Annotated in this window: 22 protein-coding genes; 9 read left to right on the forward strand and 13 right to left on the reverse strand. The window is 47.0% G+C overall.

Going from position 1 to position 26,235, the window contains the following annotated elements; genetic code table 11:
- Positions 1-34: 34 nt before the first annotated feature.
- The 5 genes from pepN to AC5YBX_RS10135 all read right to left on the reverse strand — a co-directional run bounded on the left by pepN (position 35) and on the right by AC5YBX_RS10135 (position 6,432).
- The gene (pepN, locus tag AC5YBX_RS10115) at positions 35-2,596 is read right to left on the reverse strand and encodes an aminopeptidase N (RefSeq protein ID WP_494518961.1); all 2,562 of its coding nucleotides are present in this window, start codon (positions 2,594-2,596) and stop codon (positions 35-37) included.
- A gap of 74 nt (positions 2,597-2,670) precedes the next feature.
- The gene (gene prc, locus AC5YBX_RS10120) at positions 2,671-4,716 is read right to left on the reverse strand and encodes a carboxy terminal-processing peptidase (RefSeq protein WP_494518960.1); all 2,046 of its coding nucleotides are present in this window, start codon (positions 4,714-4,716) and stop codon (positions 2,671-2,673) included.
- A 30-nt stretch (positions 4,717-4,746) separates the two neighbouring features.
- On the reverse strand, positions 4,747-5,388 hold the full coding sequence (gene proQ, locus AC5YBX_RS10125; protein ID WP_494521616.1) for an RNA chaperone ProQ: 642 nt from the start codon (positions 5,386-5,388) through the stop codon (positions 4,747-4,749).
- A 284-nt stretch (positions 5,389-5,672) separates the two neighbouring features.
- The gene (locus AC5YBX_RS10130) at positions 5,673-6,131 is read right to left on the reverse strand and encodes a GAF domain-containing protein (protein ID WP_494518959.1); all 459 of its coding nucleotides are present in this window, start codon (positions 6,129-6,131) and stop codon (positions 5,673-5,675) included.
- A gap of 16 nt (positions 6,132-6,147) precedes the next feature.
- The gene (locus AC5YBX_RS10135) at positions 6,148-6,432 is read right to left on the reverse strand and encodes a YebG family protein (protein ID WP_494518958.1); all 285 of its coding nucleotides are present in this window, start codon (positions 6,430-6,432) and stop codon (positions 6,148-6,150) included.
- A gap of 247 nt (positions 6,433-6,679) precedes the next feature.
- Here AC5YBX_RS10135 and AC5YBX_RS10140 point away from each other — a divergent pair, with 247 nt between their 5' ends.
- The 4 genes from AC5YBX_RS10140 (at position 6,680) to AC5YBX_RS10155 (ending at position 11,718) form a co-directional block, all read left to right on the forward strand.
- Positions 6,680-7,294: a paraquat-inducible protein A gene (locus AC5YBX_RS10140; protein ID WP_494518957.1), complete on the forward strand. Its 615-nt coding sequence runs from the start codon at positions 6,680-6,682 to the stop codon at positions 7,292-7,294.
- Complete coding sequence (locus tag AC5YBX_RS10145) at positions 7,287-7,919, forward strand: paraquat-inducible protein A (protein WP_494518956.1); 633 nt, start codon at positions 7,287-7,289, stop codon at positions 7,917-7,919. The genes AC5YBX_RS10140 and AC5YBX_RS10145 overlap by 8 nt, the downstream gene beginning before the upstream one ends.
- A complete protein-coding gene (locus tag AC5YBX_RS10150) occupies positions 7,906-10,530 on the forward strand; it encodes a PqiB family protein (RefSeq protein ID WP_494523599.1) in 2,625 nt (874 codons plus the stop codon). Before AC5YBX_RS10145 ends, AC5YBX_RS10150 begins: the two co-directional genes overlap by 14 nt.
- Before the next feature lie 168 nt (positions 10,531-10,698).
- A complete protein-coding gene (locus AC5YBX_RS10155) occupies positions 10,699-11,718 on the forward strand; it encodes a GGDEF domain-containing protein (protein ID WP_494523600.1) in 1,020 nt (339 codons plus the stop codon).
- Positions 11,719-11,801: 83 nt separating this feature from the next.
- Here the strand turns inward: AC5YBX_RS10155 and AC5YBX_RS10160 are convergent, their stop codons facing one another.
- The 3 genes from AC5YBX_RS10160 to pdsO form a co-directional block, all read right to left on the reverse strand.
- Positions 11,802-12,347, reverse strand: a complete 546-nt coding sequence (locus tag AC5YBX_RS10160) for a class GN sortase (protein WP_494523601.1) — start codon at positions 12,345-12,347, stop codon at positions 11,802-11,804.
- A 72-nt stretch (positions 12,348-12,419) separates the two neighbouring features.
- Positions 12,420-13,367 carry a hypothetical protein gene (locus AC5YBX_RS10165; protein WP_494523602.1) on the reverse strand — a complete coding sequence of 316 codons (948 nt, stop codon included), beginning with the start codon at positions 13,365-13,367 and terminating at the stop codon, positions 12,420-12,422.
- 30 nt (positions 13,368-13,397) lie between these two features.
- Complete coding sequence (gene pdsO, locus AC5YBX_RS10170) at positions 13,398-14,180, reverse strand: sortase-associated OmpA-like protein PdsO (protein ID WP_494523603.1); 783 nt, start codon at positions 14,178-14,180, stop codon at positions 13,398-13,400.
- Between the two features lie 231 nt (positions 14,181-14,411).
- Between pdsO and pdsR the strand changes: the two genes are divergently transcribed.
- From pdsR to AC5YBX_RS10185, 3 genes are all read left to right on the forward strand, one after another.
- Complete coding sequence (gene pdsR, locus AC5YBX_RS10175; protein WP_494518950.1) at positions 14,412-15,104, forward strand: proteobacterial dedicated sortase system response regulator; 693 nt, start codon at positions 14,412-14,414, stop codon at positions 15,102-15,104.
- A 2-nt stretch (positions 15,105-15,106) separates the two neighbouring features.
- A complete protein-coding gene (gene pdsS, locus AC5YBX_RS10180; protein ID WP_494523604.1) occupies positions 15,107-17,281 on the forward strand; it encodes a proteobacterial dedicated sortase system histidine kinase in 2,175 nt (724 codons plus the stop codon).
- A 91-nt stretch (positions 17,282-17,372) separates the two neighbouring features.
- The gene (locus AC5YBX_RS10185) at positions 17,373-18,548 is read left to right on the forward strand and encodes a cystathionine beta-lyase (RefSeq protein WP_494523605.1); all 1,176 of its coding nucleotides are present in this window, start codon (positions 17,373-17,375) and stop codon (positions 18,546-18,548) included.
- Positions 18,549-18,608: 60 nt separating this feature from the next.
- On the opposite strand, the gene AC5YBX_RS10190 is transcribed toward AC5YBX_RS10185, so the two are convergent.
- Both AC5YBX_RS10190 and yegD read right to left on the reverse strand, forming a co-directional pair.
- Positions 18,609-19,058, reverse strand: coding sequence for a CreA family protein (locus AC5YBX_RS10190; protein ID WP_494521615.1), 450 nt, complete (start codon positions 19,056-19,058; stop codon positions 18,609-18,611).
- Between the two features lie 339 nt (positions 19,059-19,397).
- On the reverse strand, positions 19,398-20,768 hold the full coding sequence (gene yegD / locus AC5YBX_RS10195) for a molecular chaperone (RefSeq protein WP_494523606.1): 1,371 nt from the start codon (positions 20,766-20,768) through the stop codon (positions 19,398-19,400).
- Between the two features lie 408 nt (positions 20,769-21,176).
- On the opposite strand from yegD, the gene AC5YBX_RS10200 reads away from it, so the two are divergent.
- Positions 21,177-22,631 (forward strand): NfeD family protein, encoded by a 1,455-nt coding sequence (locus AC5YBX_RS10200; protein WP_494518946.1) that lies wholly within the window; start codon positions 21,177-21,179, stop codon positions 22,629-22,631.
- A complete protein-coding gene (locus AC5YBX_RS10205) occupies positions 22,618-23,505 on the forward strand; it encodes a slipin family protein (RefSeq protein WP_494523607.1) in 888 nt (295 codons plus the stop codon). The genes AC5YBX_RS10200 and AC5YBX_RS10205 overlap by 14 nt, the downstream gene beginning before the upstream one ends.
- 72 nt (positions 23,506-23,577) lie before the next feature.
- On the opposite strand, the gene AC5YBX_RS10210 is transcribed toward AC5YBX_RS10205, so the two are convergent.
- Genes AC5YBX_RS10210 through slyA form a run of 3 tightly spaced genes read right to left on the reverse strand, consistent with a single transcriptional unit; the run spans position 23,578 to position 26,192 of the window.
- Complete coding sequence (locus AC5YBX_RS10210) at positions 23,578-24,609, reverse strand: DUF2955 domain-containing protein (protein WP_494518944.1); 1,032 nt, start codon at positions 24,607-24,609, stop codon at positions 23,578-23,580.
- A 7-nt stretch (positions 24,610-24,616) separates the two neighbouring features.
- On the reverse strand, positions 24,617-25,675 hold the full coding sequence (locus AC5YBX_RS10215) for an HlyD family secretion protein (RefSeq protein ID WP_494523608.1): 1,059 nt from the start codon (positions 25,673-25,675) through the stop codon (positions 24,617-24,619).
- 10 nt (positions 25,676-25,685) lie between these two features.
- Positions 25,686-26,192 (reverse strand): transcriptional regulator SlyA, encoded by a 507-nt coding sequence (slyA, locus tag AC5YBX_RS10220; protein ID WP_494523609.1) that lies wholly within the window; start codon positions 26,190-26,192, stop codon positions 25,686-25,688.
- Between the last annotated feature and the right edge of the window lie 43 nt (positions 26,193-26,235).

A 26,235-nucleotide genomic window follows, 5' to 3' on the forward strand; every position in this document is an offset into this window, starting at 1 on the left:
ATGACGGGGCAGGCACTGCCCCGTCGCTTAAGGTTTAGGCTAGCGCCTTGGTCACTTTTTCAAACAGATCGTTAGATAGTTGCGGTAAGGCGAGTATTTGCTGCAATGACTGCCTCATCAATACCTGCCGACTCTCATCAAACTTCTTAAACTGTATTAACGGCGTAATAATGCGCGCCGCAACCTGCGGATTAAGCGTGTTCAACTCAATAATGACCTCAGTTAATAATTGATAACCCGCACCATCTTGACGGTGGAATACCGCCAAGTTTGCCGCCGCAAACGCTCCAATTAACGAGCGAACACGGTTAGGATTTGACAGACTAAACGCGGGATGTTGCAACAAGGTTTTAATCGCGTTGATGCGCTCATCACCTGCGCAAGTGGCCTGTAACGTCAGCCATTTATCCATCACTAGAGGCGTTTGAGACCAGCGCTGCTGAAAATCATCTAGCAGCGTTTGTCTAAGCTCACTGTCTTCGCTATTGAGCGCCGTTAATGCACCTAAACTGTCAGTCATATTCATGGAATGACGGTATTGATTTTCGGCTAAGGCTTGATGTTCATCAGACATTTTAAGCAATAATAGCAAGGCCGCATTCTTCAGCGAACGCGCCGCAGGTGCATCAATCGCCGCCAGTTCTCGGTAACGAGCCAACAACTCATCTTCACAGCCACTGGCGATCTCTTCAATCACAAATGTGCGCGCCATTGACAAGGCATCGATATCGACCTCATTAGCTTGCTCAATCAGGGTCGACAGATTGGGAAAATGTAATATTTCGGCCAATAAAGCCTGATCAAGATTGGGCTCCAGCAATAAGCCTTTTATCGCATCGATTAAACGGCTATCGGTATGCATGCTTTGGCCAGCTTGAAGGCTAGCGACATTGTGCCACACTGACTGGCTAAATAACGCCACCGATGCTTCCCATTTAGCCACTTCACTCGAGGCAAAGCGGATTAAGTGGAGCAACTGCTCAATACTGTAGTCAAACAGCAATTTTACTGGCGCCGAGAAATTTTGTAATAACGACGGCACAGGGGCACTTGGCAGATCATCAAACACAAAAGTCTGCTCTACTTGGGTGACATCGAGTACCCGATTGAGTATCGATTCACCCTCTACGCTCAGCAGTTCGAGATCAAACGGAATATGTAACGGCCATTTTTCTGCTTGCTCTGCGGTAGGCAATGTACGCTGCGAAATATGTAAGCGATATTGCTTCGCCCCAGAATCATATTCCTCTTTGACTGTGACCAAGGGCGTTCCCGATTGACTGTACCAACGTCTAAACTGGTTTAAATCGACGCCGCTGGCATGCTCCATCGCTGCCACAAAATCGTCACAGGTGACCGCCTGACCATCATGACGTTCAACATAACATTTCATCCCAGCCTGAAAGCCGGTTTCACCTAACAAGGTGTGCATCATGCGGATCACTTCAGCCCCCTTGTTATATACCGTCACGGTATAAAAATTATTCATCTCAATTACCGATTCGGGACGAATGGCATGAGCCATCGGGCCGCTATCTTCGGCAAACTGTTGATTTTTAATGACCTTAATAGCATGAATACGATTAACTGCCCGTGAACCAACGTCTGAGCTAAATTCTTGATCTCGAAAAACGGTTAACCCCTCTTTCAAGCTTAATTGAAACCAATCACGACAGGTGATGCGATTGCCGGTCCAGTTATGAAAATACTCATGGGCAACCACAGACTCAATGCCATGATAATCATCATCCGTTGCCGATGCGGTGTCGGCCAACACGTACTTGGTGTTAAACACGTTTAGGCCTTTATTTTCCATTGCGCCCATATTGAAAAAATCGACAGCAACAATCATGTAGATATCGAGATCGTATTCCAAATCAAAACGCTGCTCATCCCAAGCCATGGACTTTTTAAGTGATGCCATCGCATGATGGGATTTATGTAAGTTACCTTTATCCACAAAGACTTGCAGTGCAACTTCGCGACCGCTTTGGGTCACAAAACTATCTTGTAATACATCGAAATCGCCTGCTACCAGAGCAAATAAATAAGCAGGTTTTGGAAACGGATCCTGCCAGCGGACAAAATGACGACCACCATCAAGCTCACCAGTTTCTACTTTATTACCGTTACTGAGCAAATAAGGAAACGCTTGCTTGTCGGCTTCGATCCGCACAGTGTAAATCGCTAACACATCGGGGCGATCGAGAAAGTAAGTGATGCGTCTAAACCCCTGCGCCTCACATTGAGTACAGTAGGCGCCATCTGACATATAAAGGCCTTCGAGGGCTGAATTTGTGCCCGGGTCAAGGCGGGTGATCACTTGCAGTTCAAATTCGGCGCCGACATTTTCCAGCCACAACAGACCCTCTTCGACTTGATAAGGATACGGCTTACCATTGACGGTCAAGGTTTCAATCGACAGCGCTTCACCATCGAGTCGTAAGGAAGTCGCGTTGTCATTTAGACGCCGTACTTGGCTAGTTGCCGTCACTCTGGTCTCGCTACCAGCCAACACAAAGTCAAGCGCTACATGGGTGATAGTAAAGTCTGGCGCACGGTAATCTTTTAGGTATTTCGCTCGAACTTGCGTCATCACAGTTCCTCTTATCACTTAAAATTTGATAAAAAAAACGCGCCAATAGCGCGTTTTTCATTTTGCTAAGTCGATTACTTAGACTGATTTTTAGCCATCTGTTCCATGTCGACCATATCAAGAGTGATATACACGGTTTCGTCTAAGAATGCATCGGGTAATGTCATCTCATCATCGGCATCGTCAAGCGATGTCAGTGGTGCTAAGCCTTTTGCAGCGCGGCGTTCGTTTAAACGTGCTAACTGCTTACTATCATTAGCCTCACGTTCGGCAATACGTTCTTTTTCCACCAAAGAGACACTGGTTTCTTTATGGCTTTTCTTGAATTCAGCAATATCCTGATAAATATAACTAAATTCGACATCTTGCTTAATGCGCTGTTGATGGCGGCCATCTAAATTAACCACCAAATTCGGATTAATGTCACCTAGGGTGCTGTATTGCGCCATTGGCACCTTATCCCACGGTAATGCATTATCTTCTTCCGCTTCACCATATTCACCTGGCTCTAAGGCGCTAGGGAAAGGAATATCGGGCGTGACCCCTTTAATTTGGGTGCTGCCACCATCGATACGATAAAACTTAGCGATGGTGTATTGCACATGGCCAATCGGTTTATCGTACATATCATAGATACGCCCAAGGCTTTTATGCTGCTGTACTGTGCCTTTACCAAAAGTCGACTCACCGACGATAAGTGCACGATCATAATCTTGCAACGCGGCGGCAAAAATTTCAGATGCCGATGCGCTGTAACGATCGACCATCACAGTCAATGGACCAGAATAAGCAACGCGGCCATCATTATCACGATTTTGTGAAACTCGGCCATTCGCATCACGAATTTGCACCACAGGACCTTGCTCAATAAACAAGCCTGTTAACAAGGTGGCTTCAGTTAACGCGCCGCCACCGTTGCCACGCAGATCTATGACAACCCCTTCAACGTTTTCTTGTTTAAGTTTAGTCAGCTCTTTAAGCACGTCTTGTGACAGGTTCATGTAAAAGCCAGGGATCTTAATGACACCAACTTTACGACCAGCGTAATCTCCGCTTGAAGGCTCAATCACCTCGGAGGTCGCTGCGCGATCTTCTAGGCGAATTTTATCCCGAACAATAGTCACATAAGTAGGTTTAGCTGAAGAACCGCCTTTCTTAGGTAAGACTTGCAGTACCACTTTACTGCCTTTTGGCCCTTTAATGAGTTCAACAACATCATCGAGACGCCAACCAATCACATCGACTATCTCTTTTCCTTCTTGGCCAACACCTACAATGCGATCTTCAGGGGAGAGTTTTTCACTGTTGGCCGCAGGACCACCAGCGACCAAACTTTTAATCACAGTGTAATCTTCATCCATCTGCAGCACCGCGCCTATGCCTTCAAGGCTCAGGTTCATTTCCATTTGGAAACGTTCTGCGTTACGCGGAGAAAGGTAGCTAGTATGTGGTTCTACCGAGCGAGAAAAGGCATTCATCACACCTTGAAAGACATCTTCGCTTTTGGTCTGACTCAGACGTTTGATGGCGTTGTTGTAACGCTTTTCTAACACGTCAACAATTTCATCCCACGTTTTACCAGTAAGTTTAAGATTGAGGGCATCATATTTTACCCGTTGACGCCAAAGCTCATTAAGCTCTGCTTCATCTTTGGGCCAAGCAGCTTCTTCTCTATCATACTGATAGTTGTCACCAGGAACATTAAAGTCAATTTCGGTATCAAGCAGGGCTAACGCATAGGCAAAACGGTCATAACGACGTTGCTGCACCAGATCAAACATCTTATAGGCGGCAGTCAAGTCACCACTTTTGAGCATGTCGTCAAATTCTGTAGCGTAGACCTTAAAGCTATCGACATCACTTTGTAATAACACATTACGACGGTAGTCGAGTTGCTTTAAATAGCGGTCGAACACCTGCGCAGCAAACGCATCATCAAAATCGAAACGATGATAGTGATTACGCGCATAGGTGTCCGCCACTCGCTTACTCGCCACTTTATGTTGTGGCTCTTGATTCAGAGAGGGCAACTCGCTTGATGGAATTGTAGGCGTCAATGCCCAAGCCGAGAATCCTACAAAAATGCTGGCAATTGAAGCTACCAGAGTTAGTTTTCGCATCAACAAGTTACTCCTTTTACAATGAAACAGTTATAGCAGGATATGTTCAACCTTCACTTTGATGGTTAATCCTGAATCTAACTGCACTTGTATATCTTCTTTTTTGATGTCAAGTACGACACCTGATACTGGCGATTTACCTAGTTTGACATTGACACGTTGATTTGGTTTCAACTCGCCTAATACCGCAGGTGTTAAATTTTGTACTGCAACTTCTGGTTTAGCGACTTTAACCGCAGTGGGTTTACGCTTAGGCGCAGGCTTTTTAAATGGCTTCTTTTCAGCCTTAGGCTGATTATTGTCGCCCTTACTCGCTGCGGCTTTGGCTAGACGTTTAGCCTTGGCTTTTTCCTGACTTTCTTTCAGTGTAGCTTGTGCATGATCGATATGCTCTTGCTCTAGCTCACCACATTCATTGCCGTCAAGGTCGACACGCTGTGCCCCAACTTTGATGCCTTTAAGATAGCGCCAGCTACTAGTATAGCGACGTAAGGCAATTCTCAATTGAGTTTTACTGACTTTAGAATCATCAGCTAACCTTTCAGCCAAGTCCTGAAACAATCCAATTTTAAGCGGTTTAGTTTCACCTTCAGCAATAAAGCACAAAGGAAATGTTTCATATAAATACGCCAGAATAGCGTTGGTGTCGGTCAACTTTTCTGTTGATTCCATCATTACTTCCACAGTTTAAAAAGGGGACTATCACCTCACCCAACTTAATGTTGGCGGGCGTGTCGTTCATATTTGTTAGGGGCGGTTAACGGGCATTATCTCACCTAGTGTAGCTACACCCGTTAGCGTTACGTCCAACATACCTTATCAATTACACTTAACAAACGCCAAGTATTCATTTCAAGTAATGAAATGTCACCCAGCATTTTGATATTCGTTAAGCCGCCTATTATAAGCTTGCTAGCTATGAATGCGACCATCAATTGTGCAAAATTGGTGTTAGTTTAAGCAAATAAAGCTTTTTCCAGACTTTTTACTACTAATTCAAGGCCGTTTTCGTCGGCTTGATCAAATCTAGATATTGATGGGCTATCGATATCAAGCACAGCAATCACTTGACCATCGCGCCTTAATGGAATGACGATTTCAGAATTACTCGCCGAATCACAGGCGATATGGCCCGCAAACTGGTGAACATCAGCCACGCGTTGTGTGGTATTGCTTTGCGCTGCTGTGCCACAAACCCCCCTCCCCATAGGAATGCGGGTACAGGCAACCTTGCCTTGAAACGGGCCTAAAATCAGTTGTTCGCCTTCAACAAGATAAAATCCCGCCCAATTGATATCGTCAAGGTTGTCATTGATCAATGCGGAAAAGTTAGCCATGGCTGCGATAAGGTTATCTTCGCCACTGAATAATGCTTCGGTTTGGCGAGCTAAAGTGTCATAACACACGGATGTCATAGGGTTTCCTAATAAATTATGCTGTTGCTTCGGTTTTTTTACTGGCTTTTTTTACTGCTGCAGGTTTCGTCACCGCACCGCCCTTTAATAAGCCCATCAGTTGATCTTTGTTTTCGGCTAAATAGAAACTGAGCTTCTCAATCGCATCATCATCGAGTCCTAGCTGAGCCTGTTCGATAAAAGGAAGTAGATTATCTGCGATATCGAGCATCTTATCAAAGGCGTCAGCCTCCTTTTTAGATGTGAATGTCATCTTCTCAACCCCTTCTCTGACTACGACAAATTTCGTTATAACTGCCATGCCTGCCCTCACACTGTTTTTATATACAGTTGTAGAATCTCATAAATACAAGTTGTTATGCAAGTGTTCAAATTTATCTGATAGAATCTTGTTCTATTATTTCGTTAGCAATAGTGATGTTGTCTTATCACAATTGCTAAACGCTTGCAGCGTACAACAGCTTTTTGGATCTGAAGAAATTAGGGGCAACCACCATGTTATTTGCTCCCAAACGATAGGAATACCCATCATTACTTCCGATAGAAACGTGTTAGATAAGAGCATTATCCTATGCCGCTCCTGTGACCTCATCGTCAGCAAGCGGGCGCTTCCTATTGGGGTAAGAGCCCTTTGCCCTCGTTGCCATAGTAATTTGTACGACACCCCCTATTGCTCTATCAACGGTATGCTCGCCTTATGTATTACCGCCTTGGTACTGTATTTCCCCGCCAATATATTCCCTGTATTAGAGCTGCATTTTTTGGGCAGCGTGCGTACCACGACAGTGGTAGAAGGAGCGATGTCGGTGATATCTCAAGGCTACTGGGTAGTGGGGATCGCGGTTATGATCGCCGCGGTTATCGCTCCTGGTTTACTTATCCTATCAGTGTTGGCACAAATTTTAATCGTTAAATATCAAATAAAAAAGTCATTTTTTCGTAATATTTATAAACAACTACTGCGCTGGCATAGCCTGTTGACAGAGCTAACAATGCTAGAGATATACATGATCAGTATCTTTGTTTCCGTGTTTCAACTCTCCGACTACACCGACCTCTATTTTGGTATAGGGACATTCTGCTTCAGTATTTTATTCATTGTGGTTATTTTCTTGCAGCGTGAATATGATATCGAGCATATGTGGAACCAGCTCAATGACTAACTCTCATCGCAACTCGCAAGGACAAGCTGCAGGGATCACCAGTTGTCCTACTTGTGCAAAACTTTGCCGAATTGAAGATACCTATTGCCAACGCTGTGGTCAGTACGTACAGAGTCGAGACTACGCCAGCATCCAAAAAAGCTGGGCGCTGTTGCTCACCGCCGCCATTTTGTTAGTGCCAGCCAACTTATACCCAATCACCATTATGACTAGCCAAGGCCAAGTCAGGCGTGACACCATCTTTAGCGGTATTAATCATTTAATCCATTTAGACTTATGGCCTATTGCCATCATTTTATTTACCGCCAGTATTCTCGTACCTATGCTGAAAATTATCGGTTTAGCGACCTATCTGCTCGCCATAAGTCATCGTTTACCAATTTCAAAAAAAAGATTAATGGCAGGCTTTCATATCATTGAATGGATTGGTCGCTGGTCGATGTTAGATCTGTTTGTCATATCAATAACGGCGGCTTTGGTTAATATGGGGCAAATATTTGATGCCAAACCTGCACCGGCTGCTACGGCGTTTGCCTTAGTCGTCTTATTGACACAGCTGGCAGCAAAAGTATTAGACACCCGTTTACTCTGGGACCGATTGGAAGCGAAAGATGACAAAAATTGAAACACCTAAAGTGGTAAAGAAGAAGTTATTTTCGCCGATTTGGCTGTTACCTATCATCGCACTAGCGCTGGGCGCTTGGCTGGGCGTTAAGAGTATCCGAGAATCGGGTATCGATGTGCGTATCCATTTTCCAAGTGCCACTGGTATCGATGTCGGTAAAACCTTAGTGCGTTATCAAGGTTTGACCGTCGGTAAAGTGGTCGACATTAGTATCGATGATGCTCTGCAAGGGGTGAATGTCGATCTATTAATGGATTATCGCTCCACTCCATTTTTAAAAGACAACACCAAATTTTGGCTGGTCACGCCTAAAGCCTCAATTACCGGTGTTGAAGGACTCGATGCGCTTTTTTCCGGTAACTATATTGCCATTCAACCTGGAAATGGTAATGAACGCCGAAAGTTTATCGCCGAAGATCAGGCTCCACCAGTTGCCCCAGGCTCCGACGGGTTAATGGTGCAATTAAGCAGCCCAACCTTAGGCTCACTCGATATCGGCTCGCTAATCTTTTATCGTCAAATCCCTGTCGGTAAAATTTTCAGTTACCGTTTAGTCAATGATAACCGCATTTTATTTAATGCATACATACAGAAACAGTACACACATTTAGTAAAACAAAACTCGCAATTTTGGAATGTCTCAGGCTTAGCAGTCGATGCGTCACTGGCGGGAATCAAAGTAAAAACAGAGAGTCTGTCAGCCATTTTAGCCGGTGGCGTTAGCTTTTCCTCCGATCCCAACGGTCTGCAAGCCGAACCAAATCAACACTATACCATTTTTGATGATAAAGATGCTGCCATTCGCGGCGTAGGCTTCTCACTGCAAGCCAGCGATGCAGATACTATTCAATCGGGTGCAAGCATTGTATTTCGAGGCATAGAGATAGGCCGTGTGACCCACACGCATTTAAGTGACTCTGGAGTCATTTTCGATGCGACTTTCGATAGCGATTATGCTCATCTGTTGAGTGGCACGGCGCAATTTTGGGTCGAAGGCGCCGATATCTCCACGGCAGGTATCAAGCATGCTACGCGCCTACTCACAGGTAGCGTGATCAATTTCATGCCCGGCACCGGAGAGCCTTTAGCACAGTACCCTCTGCTAGATAGTGCTCCGCCCTTACATAATCAACCTTTTACGTTGACATTAACGGCCAGTGAGAATCCCGGCATAGACGTCGGCGCGCAGGTACGCTTTAAACAGTTACCCATTGGCAGTGTTAGCGACGTTCGCTTTAAGCCAGATTATAGCGGCGTCGAGTATTCAATAGACATATGGCCAGAATATCAAAAGCTTATTTCATCTGGTAGCTACTTCATTCCTGAGTCAGCATTAGCTATTGATGCCTCTATCGAGGGTGTAACGGTAAATACCCGCGACTTAGCCACACTCACCCAAGGGGCGATCAGCTTAATTCAAGGCAAATCTACTACTCCAGTAAAACAGCACAGCACCTTAATGTTATTTAGCTCACAGAAGCAGGCCCAGCAGATCATCAGCCAAGGGGATCAGCGACGCATCACCCTGATGAGCCCTGATGGCGCCGATTTAAGTGCGACATCACCACTCTACTTTAAAAAGATGCAAATTGGCCAAGTGCTCGATGTCGCTTGGCAAGCACAAAGTAATAATTTTGCCATCACCCTTGGGGTTGATAAGCAATTTGATTCACTGTTAACCCCTAAAACCGTGTTTTGGCGTAACAACGCTTTGACAGTCGATGCTAGCTTACGCGGAATCAATGTTGAGATCGCGCCCTTGAGTGGCGCCATCAAAGGCAGCGTTAGCTTAGGCTTACTCGAGGGCGATGATGCCGTTAATAACCAGCACTTATACGGGTCTAAGGCGCTTGCCCTAGCCAAGGCAACCCCCATTACACTTAGCTTTCCCGCCACAACGAAGTTAGCGGCTAAAGCGCCTATTCGCTATTTAGGTCATCAGGTGGGTGAGATCGAGCAAGTTAAACTCAATGACGACCTCGGTACAGTCAGTGTTGATGCGTACCTTTATGGGGATTATGCCAAGGCATTTACTCGCCAAGATGCGCAATATTTTTTAATCGATGCACAAATTTCGTTATCTGGCATTCAGGCGGCCGAAACCCTACTCACTGGCCCCTATGTGGCCGTACTTCCGGGTAATAGCCAGCAGTTAAGCAAACACTTTACCGGTCTGACTGAAACCCCGGTGCATGTAGATGATGGCTCGTTGCAATTAACCCTCATTGACAGCGATTTAGGCTCAATTAAAGTAGGCAGTCCCATCATCTTTCGCGGCATTAAGATAGGCGAGATAGCCCATTACCAATTATCGGTAAATGGCACTCAGGTGCAGATGCAGGTACAAATAGATGCGCGCTATCAACATCTAGTCAATCAAAGCAGTCAATTTTGGGATATGTCTGGCATTAAGGTGGATGTGGGTCTATTTTCTGGCGCTCAAATTGAAACTGGCTCACTTGAGACCATACTCACTGGCGGCATAGGGGTCGCCACGCAAGTGGTCACCACCCCTGCCAATCAATTAAATAGTAATCAGGCCTTTACCTTGCATGAAAAGCCACAAACTGACTGGCTTAATTGGGCACCCAATCAACGACCTAATCGATAATGCCCTTTAACGACTCACGTTAACCGATATGCGCTATCATGCCCCCTACAATGGCGGGGTATGAACGCACATCATAGCGCGACTATGCCAACCCATATTAAGTAAAACAATGTTGAGCAACGACTGAGTTGCCATATTGATGAGCAATACTGTGAGGAATCTATCACCATGTCCAACGATCTGCTGCGCACCGCTGCCATCAACCTCAAAAAAGCAGTACCTCTGATGCTAAAGCATCAGATCCCCACCACTCCGACTAATTACGCATTGTGGTATGCCTATGTGGGTGAACAAGATCCGGTATTGGTTGAAAAAATGGATAACCTCGTAGCCCAGTATCAAACCTGCCCACCTGTCAATGCCCAATTGCTGTACCGTGAACACCTGTCTGATCCGGTTGAAATCGATGTGCTGGAGATGCGACAAAATCTAGAGGCCATGACACTGGAGTTATCACAATCGCTTAAAGATACCAAGCATGATGCCAAAGGCTTCCAAAAGCGGATAGTTCAAAACTTCGAGCAACTTAATCGTATTGAAGAGGAAGGGGTCAGCCTAGAGAAAGTGCTTGGACTCGTACGTAATTTGGTAAAAGAGTCTGACGATATACGCACCAGTACCGAATTTTTTACTGCCAAATTACAGCAGGCACAACAAGAGATAGATGCTCTGCGCGGCCAACTGCAACGCTCAGAAAAAGATGTCTATTATGATGCACTGACCGGCGTACTCAATCGCCGAGCATTCGATCAAGATTTGGCTGGCATTCTCACTCAAGCCCCTGAGGGCACCTGCCTTATTTTGGTCGATATTGACCACTTTAAAGGCTTTAACGACACTTACGGCCATCTACTGGGCGACAACGTCCTTAAAGCGGTCGCGAAACGCTTAAGTGATGCTTGCCGCGATGGCAGCAAAATATATCGCTTTGGCGGAGAAGAGTTCGCCATTTTAGTCCCCAAAAGCCACCAGCGTAAGGCACGACACATTGCCGAAGCGATGCGCCGCTCACTTGAAAAAGTCAGTGTCAAAGATCGCCGTAAAGACCAACGAATCGAGAGTATTACCGCCTCTTTTGGGGTCAGTGAATGGCATAAGCAAGATAGTCCAGCTCAGCTGATTGAACGTAGCGATAGTTATCTTTACGACGCTAAACGCCTCGGGCGTAACCGCGTGATGCCTATCTAATCTACTAGCACAGCGTTACGAAGATAAAACTGGCCGCGGCGCTAACACCATGCAATAAACATTACTTAAACCACCACCATTATTTAAGCCGCAACTAAGGCTCGTTGGACCTGTGGTTTTGCCGCCACTGGCTCAGCTATCACCACAAAACGCCAGCGACTTTGTGCACCTAAGCTGTCAAATGGATAACTGGTCACTAAAGTCAGCTGTACATCATCTTGCCCATTAAGCTGACGAATATCTGTTTCGGCTACGATTTGAATCGACACCACTTGATAATCAATAACGTTTGCCGCGCTATCTTGTACCCGTAGTCGCTGCCCAGCTTTGACCCCTTTTAAATGGGCAAAATGAGTATCTCTATTGCCGGCAATCACAGCATTGCCCCACCCATTAAGTTGATTTACTCCCATTAGGGAGACAGGGCTAAACGCTATGTTTCTGCCAGACGCGCCCGCTAATACATATAAGGCTTGCCCCTGCAATTGCCCCTGCACAGAAACAAACTGCAGCTTAGCCACTGGATATGTGTTGGCCCAGCTCCATGGCTTATGCCACTTACCATCGCTTAAGGTTTCACGCCATGCCTGTTCGATTAAAAATTGAGCAAAACGTGCTTTCGCCTGCATATAGCCTCCTTAGTACAATTTGTAAAATCAGAACGATACCGATTAATAACATAATGCAATGACGATGAACGCTTATCCGTGCTCGCACCTTTGCCCACGCATACGTCGCAAGCATATCAACAGGATGCGCTGCATTACGCTGGCATAACTTAACCAATACGCACCAAGTAGTAGCAGCAACATGGCACTAATGGCTAAGATGAGTCGACGCTCACTGGCCGCTTGCGGCCATTGCCCGATGGATGCTTGCAGCGGCATCATCATAACAATGGCATAATCATTTTCGACGCCTTGCTTATCGGCAAGCTTTGTATTTTGAGCCGTCGCCCAGCGCACAGTTTTACTCATCTGAGCATATGTTCCATTATCATTAGGCGAGGATGATGTCACAGCGGGCTCACCGGCGTAGCGAGGCGTATTTGCCAGCGGAAAACGCACACTAAACGCCTCCGCTTGGTAACTGACCAATTGCTGATAAGTCATTTCAACAGGGAATATTTCACCTTGTAAGTGCGGCTCAGCAATATGCTGAGTCACACTGTCAATAGCGACATCGTGAGGTAACGAAAATAGATACATGCCGTTAAACCACTGGACGGTATCGTTTTGAAAAAACGGCTTCACTTGCACTCGGTTTGCCCAGCCCGATATCTGCATAGCAACTTTATCATTCGGTAATGCACTCAACGCGAAGGCATTGGGGAGCAAAGACCCGGTGAATAAAGCCTTAGCTGACTTAGTTAACGGCTGTGATAATGGCTCGGGTGAGAGGCTAGATAATAAATAGATAAGCTGACGACTCCCCAAAAAGGTTTTATCATCAGGCTGCGCCAACACACTGCGGGGCAATAAGGCGCTAAGGGTTAAGGTTGTGCACATCGTCAGGGCTAACCAGCGCTGCCATTTGTGATGATTAAGCCATAATAAAAGCGCAACAAGATTGAGTCTCGCAGCCCCCTGAGATAAAAAGGCCCCCCTCGGGGGGCAAAGGGTGGTTGAGCTGAGATAGTCGATATCCATGTCTGTGTTCCTTTTAACTTGCGCTGTAGCCTAGTTGGCTGCAATAGCAGTATCAGCATTTAACAGTTGGATGGTCACGCGGCGGTCAAAGAAATCATTTTCAAAACTCTGCTCATCGTTAACCGGTGCACTGGCACCATAGGCTTTGGCGTCAAGGCGCATCTCATCCACACCTTGCTTAACAAGGTAGCAACGAACTTCAGCCACCCGCTGCTCAGAAAGCGCTTGGTTATAACTCGAGTCACCACGGCGATCAGCGTAACCGGTTAAATCTAATGTTAATTCTGGCGACAGTGACATCAGATCCGCCACATCATTAAGCTGGCTTTGAAAATGAGGTTCTATCTCCGATGAACCGGTTTTAAACTGTACATTTAAGCCTAATGCCAGCTCTTCAAGGCCCGCTTGCTGATGCTGCTTTAATTGAGCTAACTCACGCTGCGCATGGTTGTATTGCTCACTGACCTGCTCAAATTCACGGTGTTGTTGGTTGAGCATGGCGATCTGTTGCTCTTGTTCAGTGAGCAACGCATGCTGGGTTTTTATTTCACTGTCATCGGCCACCGCTTGGCCTATCATGCCGCCAGTAAAAGCCCCGATAATCGCCCCGACAGGTCCACCCACAACGGCGCCCAATACGATACCTGAGCCGACGCCAATTAGCGCTTCGGTGTCTGAGGAGGCTTCAACACTTGCTGGAGCACTGCCACCTAAATTGCCACTCTCTAAATTACTGTTATCTTGAGCACTGTAAGCAAAAGAAGAGGTCAATAGCGCGCTGGCGATCAGTACGGCAATAATCTGCTTTTTCATCTTGTTATCCTTAATGTAATGTCCCGGCAAAAATGATGGTGAAGCAAAACCGGGGACATGATGTCGATGAGTCCATTAAAACGCAGTTAAGTGGCGCAGGCAGGGAACAAAAGTGGCATTACAGCGACCAATTGTGGCAACAAAATGGCAATTCCCTTAAGTCACTTTTATCAATAAAAATTTGCTGTATAGTCACCATCCATTAAATAGTCATACTGCGATGAGAGAGCAATGAAGCGTATTGCAATAGTGGAAGATGAAGCGGCTATCCGTGAAAACTATAAAGAGGTGCTGCAACAGCAAGGTTACAGCGTTCAAGCTTATGCCAATCGCCCCAGTGCGATGCAAGCTTTCACCACCCGTCTGCCCGACTTAGCGATTATTGATATTGGCCTTGAAAATGAAATAGATGGCGGCTTTACCCTGTGTCAATCACTGCGAGCCATGTCTAGCCAGCTGCCGATTATTTTTTTAACTGCTCGTGATAGCGATTTTGATACTGTCTGCGGCTTACGCTTAGGCGCCGATGATTACCTGAGTAAAGATGTGAGTTTCCCTCATCTTATCGCGCGTTTAGCCGCGCTATTTCGCCGCTCAGAAATACAAGAAAACAGCACGCAACATGCCCAGCTCATTGAGCATGGTCATCTGTCTATCGACGTTAACCGCATTCAGGTGTACTGGAAGAATCAACCCATTGAGCTCACCGTTACTGAATTTTGGATGGTGCATGCCTTAGCCAAACATCCGGGGCATGTGCGCAGCCGCCAAGCCTTGATGCAAGACGCTAAAATCTATGTTGACGACAGCACCATCACATCGCATGTCAAACGGATCCGCAAAAAGTTTATCGCCCAAGACGACACCTTTGACTGTATCGATACCGTCTATGGCATGGGTTACCGCTGGGATAACCAAGGCTAGTTATGTTTCCTTTGCCTATTGGGCTGCGCACCAAAGTCGCCATATTGTCACTATTTTTGCTCTGCCTCCCCTGGCTGGGCTATCAATATGTGTGGGAGATGGAAAAATACCTACGCCACGGGCAAGAAAAAACCCTCGAAGGCACGACCCAAGCATTAGCCACGGCGCTGCATGAGCGACCAAAACTGTTCGACAAACAGGCCAGTTTTTTGTCACGAGTGGAGCAAGGACGAGACTTGTACGCCTATCCACTGGCAAGCCCTATCCAGCTCGATGGCAAACTCAGCGATTGGGGTAATTATCGCCACCGCAGCCTGCATTACGGCCAAGAGCATCAACTGTTTAACCTTGACGATAATCATCCACCCGCAATCCACTTTAACCACATGGTCGGCAAGTATGCGGGCTACCTGTATGCCTTTTTTGAAGTCACAGATCCGAATGTGGTATACCGCGGCACCAATAGCTTAAGCATTGAAACTAATGACTACTTAGCCATTGCAACTCAGGCTCCCGACGGAAAATTTAAGCGTTATATTGTCGCCACCATCCGTGATGGTTGGATCAGCGCGTTCCAACTGCCTGAGAACCCTAAGCGAAAAACCCCTGTCACCCCAGAGCTTAAAATTCAAGGCAAATGGCGTAAGACCGAACAAGGTTATAATATTGAGCTGCGGATCCCGCTGGACATGGTGGGCAGTAAATTGGGATTTGCCATCGCCGATGTCAACGATAAACGCCGCCGACAGGTAGAAGCCATTGTCGGCACCTCGGCCACTGACGATGTAAATGAACTGGGGACTGTATTGGTTCCGTCACCTGAAATTGAAAGTATTATTAAAGGTATGAGCCATAACAGCTCACGCATTTGGGTGGTAGACAAACATGGGCGAGTCTTGGCTAAATCGGGTGATATTCACAGTAACAATAACGTTTGGGCTCAGGCGGCCACCGAGCGCAGCGATGAAAGTGCATGGGAGCATTTTAAACAAGAATATTTACACCCACTCTACTATCGCGTGCTGACCACGCCAGCAAAAGACTTTGTCGACTCATTGCAAGACTCAGCTGTACTCGAAGGTAGCCATATTAAGCGCGCCTTATCGGGCAAGTTTGGCTCAACGTGGCGCTTAACCCCCGACGGAAAAGCGGTGGTCTTGGCTGCTGCCAGCCCGATTTGGATTGACGATACCGTCATGGGTGTGGTGATTGCAGAAGAAACCACGCATGGTATTCGCACCCTGCGCAACAAGGCACTCGAAAAACTGTTTAACGTGATCATTACCGTGATGAGTATGGGCACTCTAGCGCTGTTCTTTTTCGCCTCGAGCATTTCCAGTCGTATCCGCAAACTCAGGGATGAAGCCGAACAAGCCATCGACAGCCAAGGCCGAATTAAACGGGCCATTGTGGGCTCAAAAGTGCGCGATGAAATTGGTGACTTATCACGCAGCTTTGCCAGTATTGTCAGCAGGTTAGGCCAATATACCCATTACCTTGAAAACATGTCATCACGATTATCCCATGAACTGCGCACCCCTGTGGCCGTAGTGCGCTCATCGCTTGAACATCTCAACGCTCAAGCGCTGCCACCTGAGCATCAAAAATATGTCGATCGTGCCCAAGAGGGCGTCAGCCGCCTTAATATGATCCTCAACAACATGAGTGAGGCGACGCGGCTAGAAGAGGCGCTCACCCACGCCGAAGTGGATACTTTTCCTCTGGCAAAAGTGATTTCGGGTTGCATGCAGGGTTATCAAATCACTTACCCTAAGCAGATGTTCGAGGTCGATATTTGCCCCGATCCGCTTAACATGCAGGGCGTACCTGAATACATTGCCCAGCTGATGGATAAGCTAGTCGCTAACGCCATTGAGTTTAGCCTGCCCGCAACGCCAATTGAGGTGAAACTGCACGCTAAAGGCCGTATTGCCATGCTGAGCGTTTACAACCAAGGGCCCGCACTACCTGAAAATATGAGTGAGCAAATTTTTGAATCTATGGTCTCGGTACGGCCCCAGCCTAATCAAGATAAACCCCACTTAGGCTTAGGGTTATACATAGCGCGGCTGATCACCGATTTCCATCAGGGCAGCATTGAAGCTAAAAACATCCAGCTGGGCGGCCAACACCAAGGCGTGATGATCAGCATCAAACTGCCGATCAGCGCGGTATAAAATATCTGTGTTCATTGCCCATCCGCCCCTTTCATTTGGCCATTTAGATGTTAAGATGGCTAAAAATAAAATAAGGGTGGGAGTCGCTACAATGAAAAAAGAGACGCAAATCGTTAGCCTAGGCAGAGACAAAAAGTGGACTAAAGGGGTGATTAACCCCCCTGTATTTCGCGCATCAACCGTGATCTTTGACACTATGGAAGAGATGCGCTTTGCCACCAAAAACCGCGCCAATGGCGAGATGTTTTATGGCCGACGCGGCACCCCTACCCACTTTGCGTTTCAAGCCGCCATCGCCGAACTAGAAGGCGGCGTCGGTACCGCGTTATATCCTTCAGGCTCTGCTGCTATCTCAGGTGCATTATTATCGTTTTTAAAAGCAGGCGATCATCTCTTGATGGTCGATAGCGCCTACGAGCCCACCCGCGATCTGTGCGACAAGCTGCTCAAAGGCTTCGGCATTGATACCACCTATTACGACCCCATGATCGGCGCCGACATAGCCACGCTTATCCAGCCCAATACCAAAGTGTTATTTCTCGAATCCCCCGGTTCTATCACCATGGAAGTGCAGGATGTGCCCACCCTCAGCCGTATTGCCCACCAGCATAATATGGTGGTCATGTTAGATAATACCTGGGCATCGCCTATCAACTCGCGTCCGTTTGAGATGGGCGTCGATATCTCGATTCAGGCGGCCACCAAATATATTGTTGGTCACTCAGACGTGATGCTGGGCACGGCCACGGCAAATAGCGAGCACTGGGATCAACTGAGAGAAAACAGTTATTTAATGGGTCAGTGCACCTCTGCCGACGATGTGTACCTCGCCAGCCGCGGGCTGCGGACCTTAGGCGTGCGTATGGCGCAGCATGAACAAAATGCGCTTAAAGTCGCTAATTGGTTAGCTAGCAGACCCGAGGTGGATCATATTCGTCATCCCGCATTTGTAAGCTGTCCAGGTCATAAGTTTTTCAAACGCGATTTCAGCGCATCCAATGGTTTATTTTCATTTGTGTTAAAGCAAGGCAACCTCAAATCGGTTACCGCACTGGTCGAAAATATGGAACACTTTAAGATGGGCTTTTCATGGGGGGGGTATGAAAGCCTGATCTTGGGCGTATTTGGGATCGATAAACTACGCACAGCAACCCACTGGGACAGCAGTAAACCCTTAATCAGGTTACACATAGGACTGGAAAACTCAGATGATCTCATTGACGATTTAGCCCGCGCTTTTGAGCGATTCAATCAAGCCCAAGGCTAAATTATCCTTGTCACTTCAGCTTGGGCTTAGAGTGTACAAGTTAAATCGGGTGATACCCTTTTAACGCACGGAGTGATCAGCCTTGGTGAATGGATCTTGCCAGGCTTGTGTACCGTATAAAGGTACAGTTGAGATAGCGTGTTTATGGCTACCATTAGTTTCTTTAGTTGAGTACGACAGGTAAATTAAGGTTTGATTTTCAGCATCATAGATACGGCGCACCTTAAGCACTTTAAATAAAATGCTCAGTGAAGCCTTAAACACTACTTCGCCATTTTTGCTCTTATCGATGGTGGCAATATCCGCGGTGGTTATTGGCCCAGTTTGGCGACAGGCGATACCCATATCAGAGGGATCGGCAAAATCTAGGTTGGCTTCAATACGGCTAATATGACAGGTGACACCCGGCACTTTAGGGTCGTCCAAAGCATCGATAAGTACATCTTTAGTGGTAAACAGGCCAAGGCTCACCTTGCCGACATCATCGCCGCAACCTGTGGCCATTAACATCACGCTAGCAAGTAACAAGGAGGTTAACCCCTTAGATGAATAGGATTGGGCTGTTGGCGCTTGCGATAAAAATGATGAAAAAAATGACATAGTAGCTTCCCTGTAACTTAAACCTGGATGACTTGAACCTGAGTAATTTGAACTTGGATGACTTAAATGTGAGTTGCTTGAACTTTAGTAGCTTAACTTGAGCGACTTGGATCTGAATGACTCAAATATAAGCCACTTGAGTACGCACCTAAAATACCTACTTGAATATCAGTCACTGGATAATAATGCCTTTTAACGGTAAATACCTAAATTAATCAGATTTACCGTTAAAGGCTTGTGACACAGGCTCTAATTAAAAATACGTTGCGACCAGCGGGTTAATCCTGCCGTGACGCTACCAAAATGATCGCCAACGACAATATCGATTGCAGGATAGATGGCCGCGATACTGTTATAGATGGCCGGGCTTTTGGCTGTCCCGCCCGTCACATAGATAATATCGGGCGTGACACCAGATTCGGCTAACGCAGCAGCCATCAAGGACTGAATTTGTGCCACAGGTTGACTAATGGCGTCGATAAACATCCGCTCGTCGACATTAGCATCCAATTGCTGGCAAATGTAATCCAGCGTCACTGTGGTTTCGCTTGTCTCTGACAAGACAATTTTCGCCGCTTCGGCACTTCTGACAATACGGTAACCTAACTGATCTTGCTGCACTTTTAACAAACGTTGTAGCAAGTCGGCGCGCTCGGCATCGGTAATAAGCTCTTTAATCATATTGCGCGAACTCAGGCTAGCAAAATCACGCTGAGCGCTGATATCGTTGACAGCCACCGCATTCCAAAACGGTTTACTTGGCACAGGTAGGCCATTAACCATATGGCTGCCAAGCCCCATGTGCTGCATAAAAGCTTTCATCGATAAGGCGATATCAAGATCGTTACCCCCGATCCGCTGACCACTATGACCTAAGAAATCGTCACTGCGATCGGCTTTGTCGATATGCGACGGGCCCATTTTGACCACAGAGCAGTCTGTGGTGCCGCCACCAACGTCAACCACCAACACCGTTTTATCATCGGTTAGGCTGGCTTCAAAATCCATGCCTGCCGCTAGCGGCTCAAACAAAAAGGCCACGGCCTCAAATCCAGCACGGCTGGCGGCTAAACGCAAGATCCCTTCTGCTTGAGCATTACTCTCTTCGCCGCCAATACCTTGAAAGTTAACCGGACGGCCAATCACCGCGTGAGTCACTTTTTGGCCGCGGCTCGCCAGCTTGGCATCGGCGAGTTGTTTGATATGCAGCATCATCATGGTGACGATATCTTCGAACAAGGCCACTTGATCGGCTCGTAACCCTGTCGCACCTAAAAACGATTTAGGTGAACGGACATAAAAGCCCTCTTCGGGCATCTCAAGGTAATGCTGCACCGCAGCCTCACCCACAAAAACGGCCTGCTCATCTGTATCTAAATCTAACTCTCGGCGAGCTTGGCGGGCACGACTTAACTGTGCTGAACGTACAGTGGCATAAGCGCTTTGCTGCTCAGATGGCAGCGCTTTAAGTACCGCCTCACAAATAAGGTCCCGGTCGAGGGCATATAAGGTTGAAACCAGATAATTTGAATCAGTTGACAGGGGTAATAACGTCACAGTGTCTTGATCCATTATCCCCACGGCGCAATTGGCGCTACCGTAATCGAATCCAACAAACATGCTTAAGGCTCCAACGAGTAAAAAGCCGTGCAAAATAGCACACTCGCACTAAAAGACAACTAGCACCACCAATTAATCTTGTCGTTAATTCTGAAATAGCCTGCACTAGCCAGACTCATACAAGTACCAACACTGTTTATTAACGGCCTTGTTCATTACGCCCCTCAATATTACGCCGCCCCCTAAAAGACCAAATAGACTAAACTTAAGATTAGCTAAAATTAGGATGCCGTTATGACTGCACGACTAAAATCAGCAAGATGGAAACACAAGCGTGGGCGACTCCCCCCTACACGGCTAAATTGGCGATGGATTACGCCCCTTCAGGCCAATAAGATAATCACGATTATCCAAGGGGTGTTCGTACTGCTTTTACTGAGTGTGATGATGAGTGTTTCAAGTATGGCTATGGCGCAGACCAAAAGCCCCATTACGCCAACTGAGCAACCTGCTGATCAGCAACTTAGTCAGCAGCAAGCAGGCCCCCCGCAGAGTGTGCCATTATTACGCTTTGAAGGGGCCATTGGCCCTGCTGTCAGCGAATACTTAGTCAGCGAGATCACTCAAGCAAATCAGCTTCCTTTATCGCAGCGGCCGCCACTTGTGATGATTACTATGGATACGCCCGGTGGCCTTGTCAGTAGTTTACGCACCATCAACCAAGCCATTTTGGCATCAACAATTCCTATCGCGTGTTTAGTGTCACCCTCCGGTGCCAGAGCCATGAGCGCAGGGACCTATATTTTGTACGCCTGCCATGTTGCGGCAATGGCGCCAGCCACAACCTTAGGTGCTGCAACCCCAGTTAAAATGGGGGGCCCTATGTCACCTCCCCCTAATACACCCTCACCCAATGACCCTGCTCCTAAAGAGTCTAGCCCCGGCGATCAAGGTGACCAAAATGGCGGCGATAATAATGATAAACAAACCACTACAGATAACAGCAGTGCAATGGAACGTAAGGTGTTAAATGATGCCATTGCAAGCATTCGCGCCTTAGCGACCCTGCGCAATCGCAACATCGACTTTGCTGAGCGCGCAGTGACCGAGGCTGCCACCCTTACGGCTAAAGAAGCTTTAGATCAAAACGTGATCAACTTTATCGCTGATGACGCGCCCAATCTTCTGACTCAACTCAATGGCACCCAAGTCGATATGGGAGAGCAGCGAATCACATTAAAATTAAGCAATACTCAGCTAGTTGAGCATCAACGCAGTTGGCGTAATCACTTTATTGCCACCATTACCGACCCCAATATCGCCTACATTTTAATGTTAATTGGTATTTACGGCTTATTGCTCGAGTTTTATAGCCCAGGTGTCGGGGTTGCAGGAGTGACTGGCGCAATTTCACTGCTTATCGCGTTATATGCTTTTCAGCTACTGCCGATCAATTATGTCGGACTAGGCTTAATGCTATTAGGTATCACCCTGTTGATTGCCGAATCTATGGTGCCAAGCTTTGGCATTTTTGGTGTTGGCGGTGCGATCGCATTTGCCCTAGGCTCTATCTTCCTTATCGACAGTGATGTAGAGCATTTTGCAATTTCGCTACCGCTCATTGGCGCAGTCACCGTCACAGCGCTGCTTTTTTCGCTGTGGGTATTAACCACCCTGTGGCGGCAACGCCAACATAAAACCGTGAGTGGTGATGATGCCATTGTCGGTGCACAAGCAATAGTGGTAGAAGGATTTATTGAAAAAGGATTTGTCAGCCTTGATGGCGAACATTGGGCCGCGGTGAGCGATAAACCGACCCATACGGATCAACGGGTTTTGGTGGTTGCTCGAGACCACCTAACCCTAACAGTCACCCCGACTCCAGCCCAGTCCTCTAAGGAGATAGTCAATGGACGCAATTAGTTATAACCCCTCGGTGTTTTTTATCGCGCTAGGATTTTTGCTACTGGCGTTATTGTTTAGTGCATTCAAAATCTTACGAGAATATGAGCGTGGCGTGATCTTTATGCTGGGACGTTTTTACCAAGTAAAGGGGCCAGGACTGATTATCGTCATTCCGTTGATCCAACAAATGGTACGGGTGGATCTGCGTACCGTGGTGATGGACGTGCCCACCCAGGATGTGATCAGCCGCGATAATGTATCTGTTAAGGTCAATGCGGTCATCTACTTTAGAGTGATCGATGCTCAAAAGGCGATTATTAATGTAGAGGACTACTTACAAGCCACCTCGCAGCTAGCACAAACCACTCTGCGTTCGGTACTAGGGCAGCATGAACTGGATGAGATGCTCGCCAACAGAGAGATGCTCAATACCGACATTCAAGCCATATTAGATAGTCGCACCGACGGTTGGGGCATTAAGGTATCGAATGTCGAGATTAAACATGTGGATCTGAATGAAACCATGGTAAGGGCTATTGCAAGGCAAGCGGAAGCTGAGCGAACTCGTCGAGCCAAGGTGATCCATGCCTCGGGTGAGATGGAAGCCTCGGCCAAACTGGTCACCGCCGCGCAAACTCTGGCTAAAGAGCCTAATGCCATTTTACTGCGCTACCTGCAAACATTAACGGAGATCGCTGGCGAGAAAAATTCAACGATTTTATTCCCTCTGCCGATGGAATTACTCAATGGTGTGATGAATAAAACCCTGCCTAACGACTTACCAATAGCTGCAAGTGAAACCACGGCGAGTGACAATCGCGATACAAGTAGCACGGCCGATGACGATTTTGCGCATGATAATGATCAGGCTGAACGTTCTCTAAAGAGTTAACCTGAGTCCGATAAAGGCGGTGCAAACACCGCCTAAGCCTAAATACACGAGAGTGCAGAATTCACACCGGTATTAATGACCAAAGCGAGTGGCTTCGAAGCGATTTAATATTCTATGCACAAGATAGCAAGCAATCAGCGTCGCGATGATAGCCACTAAAATACTGCTAGTACGGTAAAGACCGCTAAAGATAAGGTCATTATTAGGGGTTAAATTCTGCCCATATAAAATCCCAAACGTGGTCAATCCAGCAAAGCCTACACCCGACCCCATCGCCTCAGTAATATGCGCCTGACTAAACAGCAAAGTGAATAGCCAAAACAGGGGCAATAACAACAAGAGTTCGTGCGACCAGTTATACAGCAACAGCTGGATGATTAAACCACAACTTACCCCTAAAATGGTACCCAGAGCACGCCGCCGAGCATAGTCGAGCGCGCCATTCCAATGCATAGGAAACAGCAAAATTAAAGTCGTTACCTGGGCCGATAATGAGTCTTGTAGATCTAATACCTGAAAGGCACAAAAGGAGATCGTCGCGACAGATGCCCCAAGTAAGGCTTCATGCCGCATGCGGTGAGGCGCTTTGCTCTCCCCAGAGTGCGCCGTTCGCGGCGTTACATCTGGGAAGAGAGCCATCATTAAAAAAGCGATACAGATCGAGCTAATATGCCCCCAAAAATTACAAAATATCAGATCGTTTACATTAGTAGCCGGGTAACTGGCAAAGTGCAGCATGATACTTAAACTGATCACACCGTTGGCACCAAATAGAAATAAACTGCCTTTTGACATGCACGCAAAACGATACAGAAACAGCACGAATGCGATTAAGCTCATCACAATCGGCTGTCCCCCAAAAAAGCCAGCTAACAGACCCACTTCAACAATCGACAGTACCGATGAGGCAAGAACTTGTCTCGTGACAGCAGCCGAGATAACGGGTACGAGTCCAAGCAATAACATGGGAGTCACAGTAAAAAAGACGGCGTAATTAAATCCCATCAGTTTACTGATCAAAAAACCCAATGTTCCACCAGTGGCAATACGCAGACATTGCCTCAAATCATTGTGGCTCATTGGGTGGTGACGTATTAATTGCATAGCCGTCTCAGTAAATGAAATGCAGCAAGCTAATAAACTTGATTTGTAGCTTTGCTAACTGGCTAAACAGCCAATTATCAGGTTGTAACTGTACTGTGGCCTTAGCCCCGGCGGGTAAACGAGTCATCAAGGGTTGATCGAGTTCAAGATGCAATCTAAAACGCTGCGCATCACGTACCCAGCGATTAGATTCTTCTGGTGTCGCCAAGCGACCATCGGCGGCAAATTGCGCTGCACTGACACCCGCATCAACGCTACTGACCTTAGCGTGATAGATCTGGCCTGGACGACCATCAAACGCCACCCATGCGTTGGCATCGCGACTGACATGACGCAGGCTTTTCTCTCGAAAATCGGCTATAACATCGACATCATCAAGCACCAAGGCCATCACAGGTGAGCCATGACTCACCATATAGCCAGACGCGAGCTGCACATTGGTAACAACCCCATCATGATCGGCATGTATTTGGGTATAACTCAAAGCTAAACGTGCTTTTTTGAGGTTATTGTGTGCTTGGCGTAACTTAAGGTTGTTGTCACCCGAAGCACCACGAAGCGTGCTGATCTTAGCTAATTGTGCCTTAGCGGCATGAAGCTGAGATAAGCTAGATTTCACTTGGGTACGTGCTTGATCTACCATCTGTTGCGACACGCTGTGCTGGGAATAAAGCGATTGTATGCGCCTAGCTTCTCGCTGCTTTAAGGCAAAATTAATATCACTGGCTGCCACGTCAGCCTCTGCCACCGCCATGGCGGCATCAAGTTCTGCGTTATCTTGCTTTGCTTGTTCAAGGGCTAATTCGGCCTGCTCTAGTGCGAGTTGATACTCGCTAGGATCGAGCTTAAACAGCGGCTCGCCTTGAGTCACTTGTTGATTATTTTTCACATAGACCTGCACCACTCTACCGCTGATCTGCGGCGCCACTTGTGTGATCGTGCGGGTTGCCATGGCCTGAGTCGTTAGCGGCATGTTGATATCGGCGACTAAAAAATAACTAAAAAGGAGCAAAAAGCCCACCATGGCAAATTTGACTAACCGCGTAAATTGTTGATCTGGCGTCATATACTTTATACTACTCCTGAGCTTTAGATGCGGTAGCCTGTAACTTTGCCGCCGCATTATGACTAATTTGATTAAGTGTGTGTTCAAACTGTGCTTGCATTTCTGGGCTGATCCCAGCTAGCAACTCGGCGCGTACCCGAATGATTTTAGCTTCCATTTGATGTAATACTGCTAGTCCCGCCTCAGTCAAGGCTACACGTCTGACACGTTTGTCGTGCTCACAGCAATGACGCATCACCAAGCCCTGCAGCTCTAACTGGCCCAACGTTCGCATCAGTGAGGCCAACTCGATTTCTAATGCCTCCGCAAGGTGCTTTTGGCTTATATCTTGCCCAAGACGATATAGCTTCCACAACGCAGTCCAGCGTGAATGTGTTAAGCCAAGTGGTGCCAATTCGGCGTCTGCAACCATGCGCCACAACCGATGTAATCGGCCTAAATGCTCACCTAACGACAATTGAGAATGCTCGGTCGTTGACTGGGTATGGTTTAACTGCTTGCTCTTTGTCTTATTCATAGTACTCATCCTTGTATTAGCGGATAACAACTCATCCACTACC

This window comes from Shewanella sp. 492 (assembly GCF_059338445.1).

Excerpts from the sequence above, each read along its gene's own strand:
- AC5YBX_RS10215 (WP_494523608.1), bottom strand. The coding sequence starts at position 25,675 with ATGACGCCAGATCAACAATTTACGCGGTTAGTCAAATTTGCCATGGTG.
- AC5YBX_RS10205 (WP_494523607.1), top strand. The coding sequence starts at position 22,618 with ATGGACGCAATTAGTTATAACCCCTCGGTGTTTTTTATCGCGCTAGGA.
- proQ (WP_494521616.1), bottom strand. The coding sequence starts at position 5,388 with ATGGAATCAACAGAAAAGTTGACCGACACCAACGCTATTCTGGCGTAT.
- pdsS (WP_494523604.1), top strand. The coding sequence starts at position 15,107 with ATGTTTCCTTTGCCTATTGGGCTGCGCACCAAAGTCGCCATATTGTCA.
- AC5YBX_RS10165 (WP_494523602.1), bottom strand. The coding sequence starts at position 13,367 with ATGGATATCGACTATCTCAGCTCAACCACCCTTTGCCCCCCGAGGGGG.
- AC5YBX_RS10200 (WP_494518946.1), top strand. The coding sequence starts at position 21,177 with ATGGCGCAGACCAAAAGCCCCATTACGCCAACTGAGCAACCTGCTGAT.
- AC5YBX_RS10145 (WP_494518956.1), top strand. The coding sequence starts at position 7,287 with ATGACTAACTCTCATCGCAACTCGCAAGGACAAGCTGCAGGGATCACC.
- AC5YBX_RS10135 (WP_494518958.1), bottom strand. The coding sequence starts at position 6,432 with ATGGCAGTTATAACGAAATTTGTCGTAGTCAGAGAAGGGGTTGAGAAG.
- AC5YBX_RS10130 (WP_494518959.1), bottom strand. The coding sequence starts at position 6,131 with ATGACATCCGTGTGTTATGACACTTTAGCTCGCCAAACCGAAGCATTA.
- AC5YBX_RS10155 (WP_494523600.1), top strand. The coding sequence starts at position 10,699 with ATGTCCAACGATCTGCTGCGCACCGCTGCCATCAACCTCAAAAAAGCA.
- slyA (WP_494523609.1), bottom strand. The coding sequence starts at position 26,192 with ATGAATAAGACAAAGAGCAAGCAGTTAAACCATACCCAGTCAACGACC.
- yegD (WP_494523606.1), bottom strand. The coding sequence starts at position 20,768 with ATGTTTGTTGGATTCGATTACGGTAGCGCCAATTGCGCCGTGGGGATA.
- AC5YBX_RS10190 (WP_494521615.1), bottom strand. The coding sequence starts at position 19,058 with ATGTTAATGGCCACAGGTTGCGGCGATGATGTCGGCAAGGTGAGCCTT.
- AC5YBX_RS10210 (WP_494518944.1), bottom strand. The coding sequence starts at position 24,609 with ATGCAATTAATACGTCACCACCCAATGAGCCACAATGATTTGAGGCAA.
- AC5YBX_RS10185 (WP_494523605.1), top strand. The coding sequence starts at position 17,373 with ATGAAAAAAGAGACGCAAATCGTTAGCCTAGGCAGAGACAAAAAGTGG.
- pdsR (WP_494518950.1), top strand. The coding sequence starts at position 14,412 with ATGAAGCGTATTGCAATAGTGGAAGATGAAGCGGCTATCCGTGAAAAC.
- pdsO (WP_494523603.1), bottom strand. The coding sequence starts at position 14,180 with ATGAAAAAGCAGATTATTGCCGTACTGATCGCCAGCGCGCTATTGACC.
- pepN (WP_494518961.1), bottom strand. The coding sequence starts at position 2,596 with ATGACGCAAGTTCGAGCGAAATACCTAAAAGATTACCGTGCGCCAGAC.
- AC5YBX_RS10160 (WP_494523601.1), bottom strand. The coding sequence starts at position 12,347 with ATGCAGGCGAAAGCACGTTTTGCTCAATTTTTAATCGAACAGGCATGG.
- AC5YBX_RS10150 (WP_494523599.1), top strand. The coding sequence starts at position 7,906 with ATGACAAAAATTGAAACACCTAAAGTGGTAAAGAAGAAGTTATTTTCG.
- prc (WP_494518960.1), bottom strand. The coding sequence starts at position 4,716 with ATGCGAAAACTAACTCTGGTAGCTTCAATTGCCAGCATTTTTGTAGGA.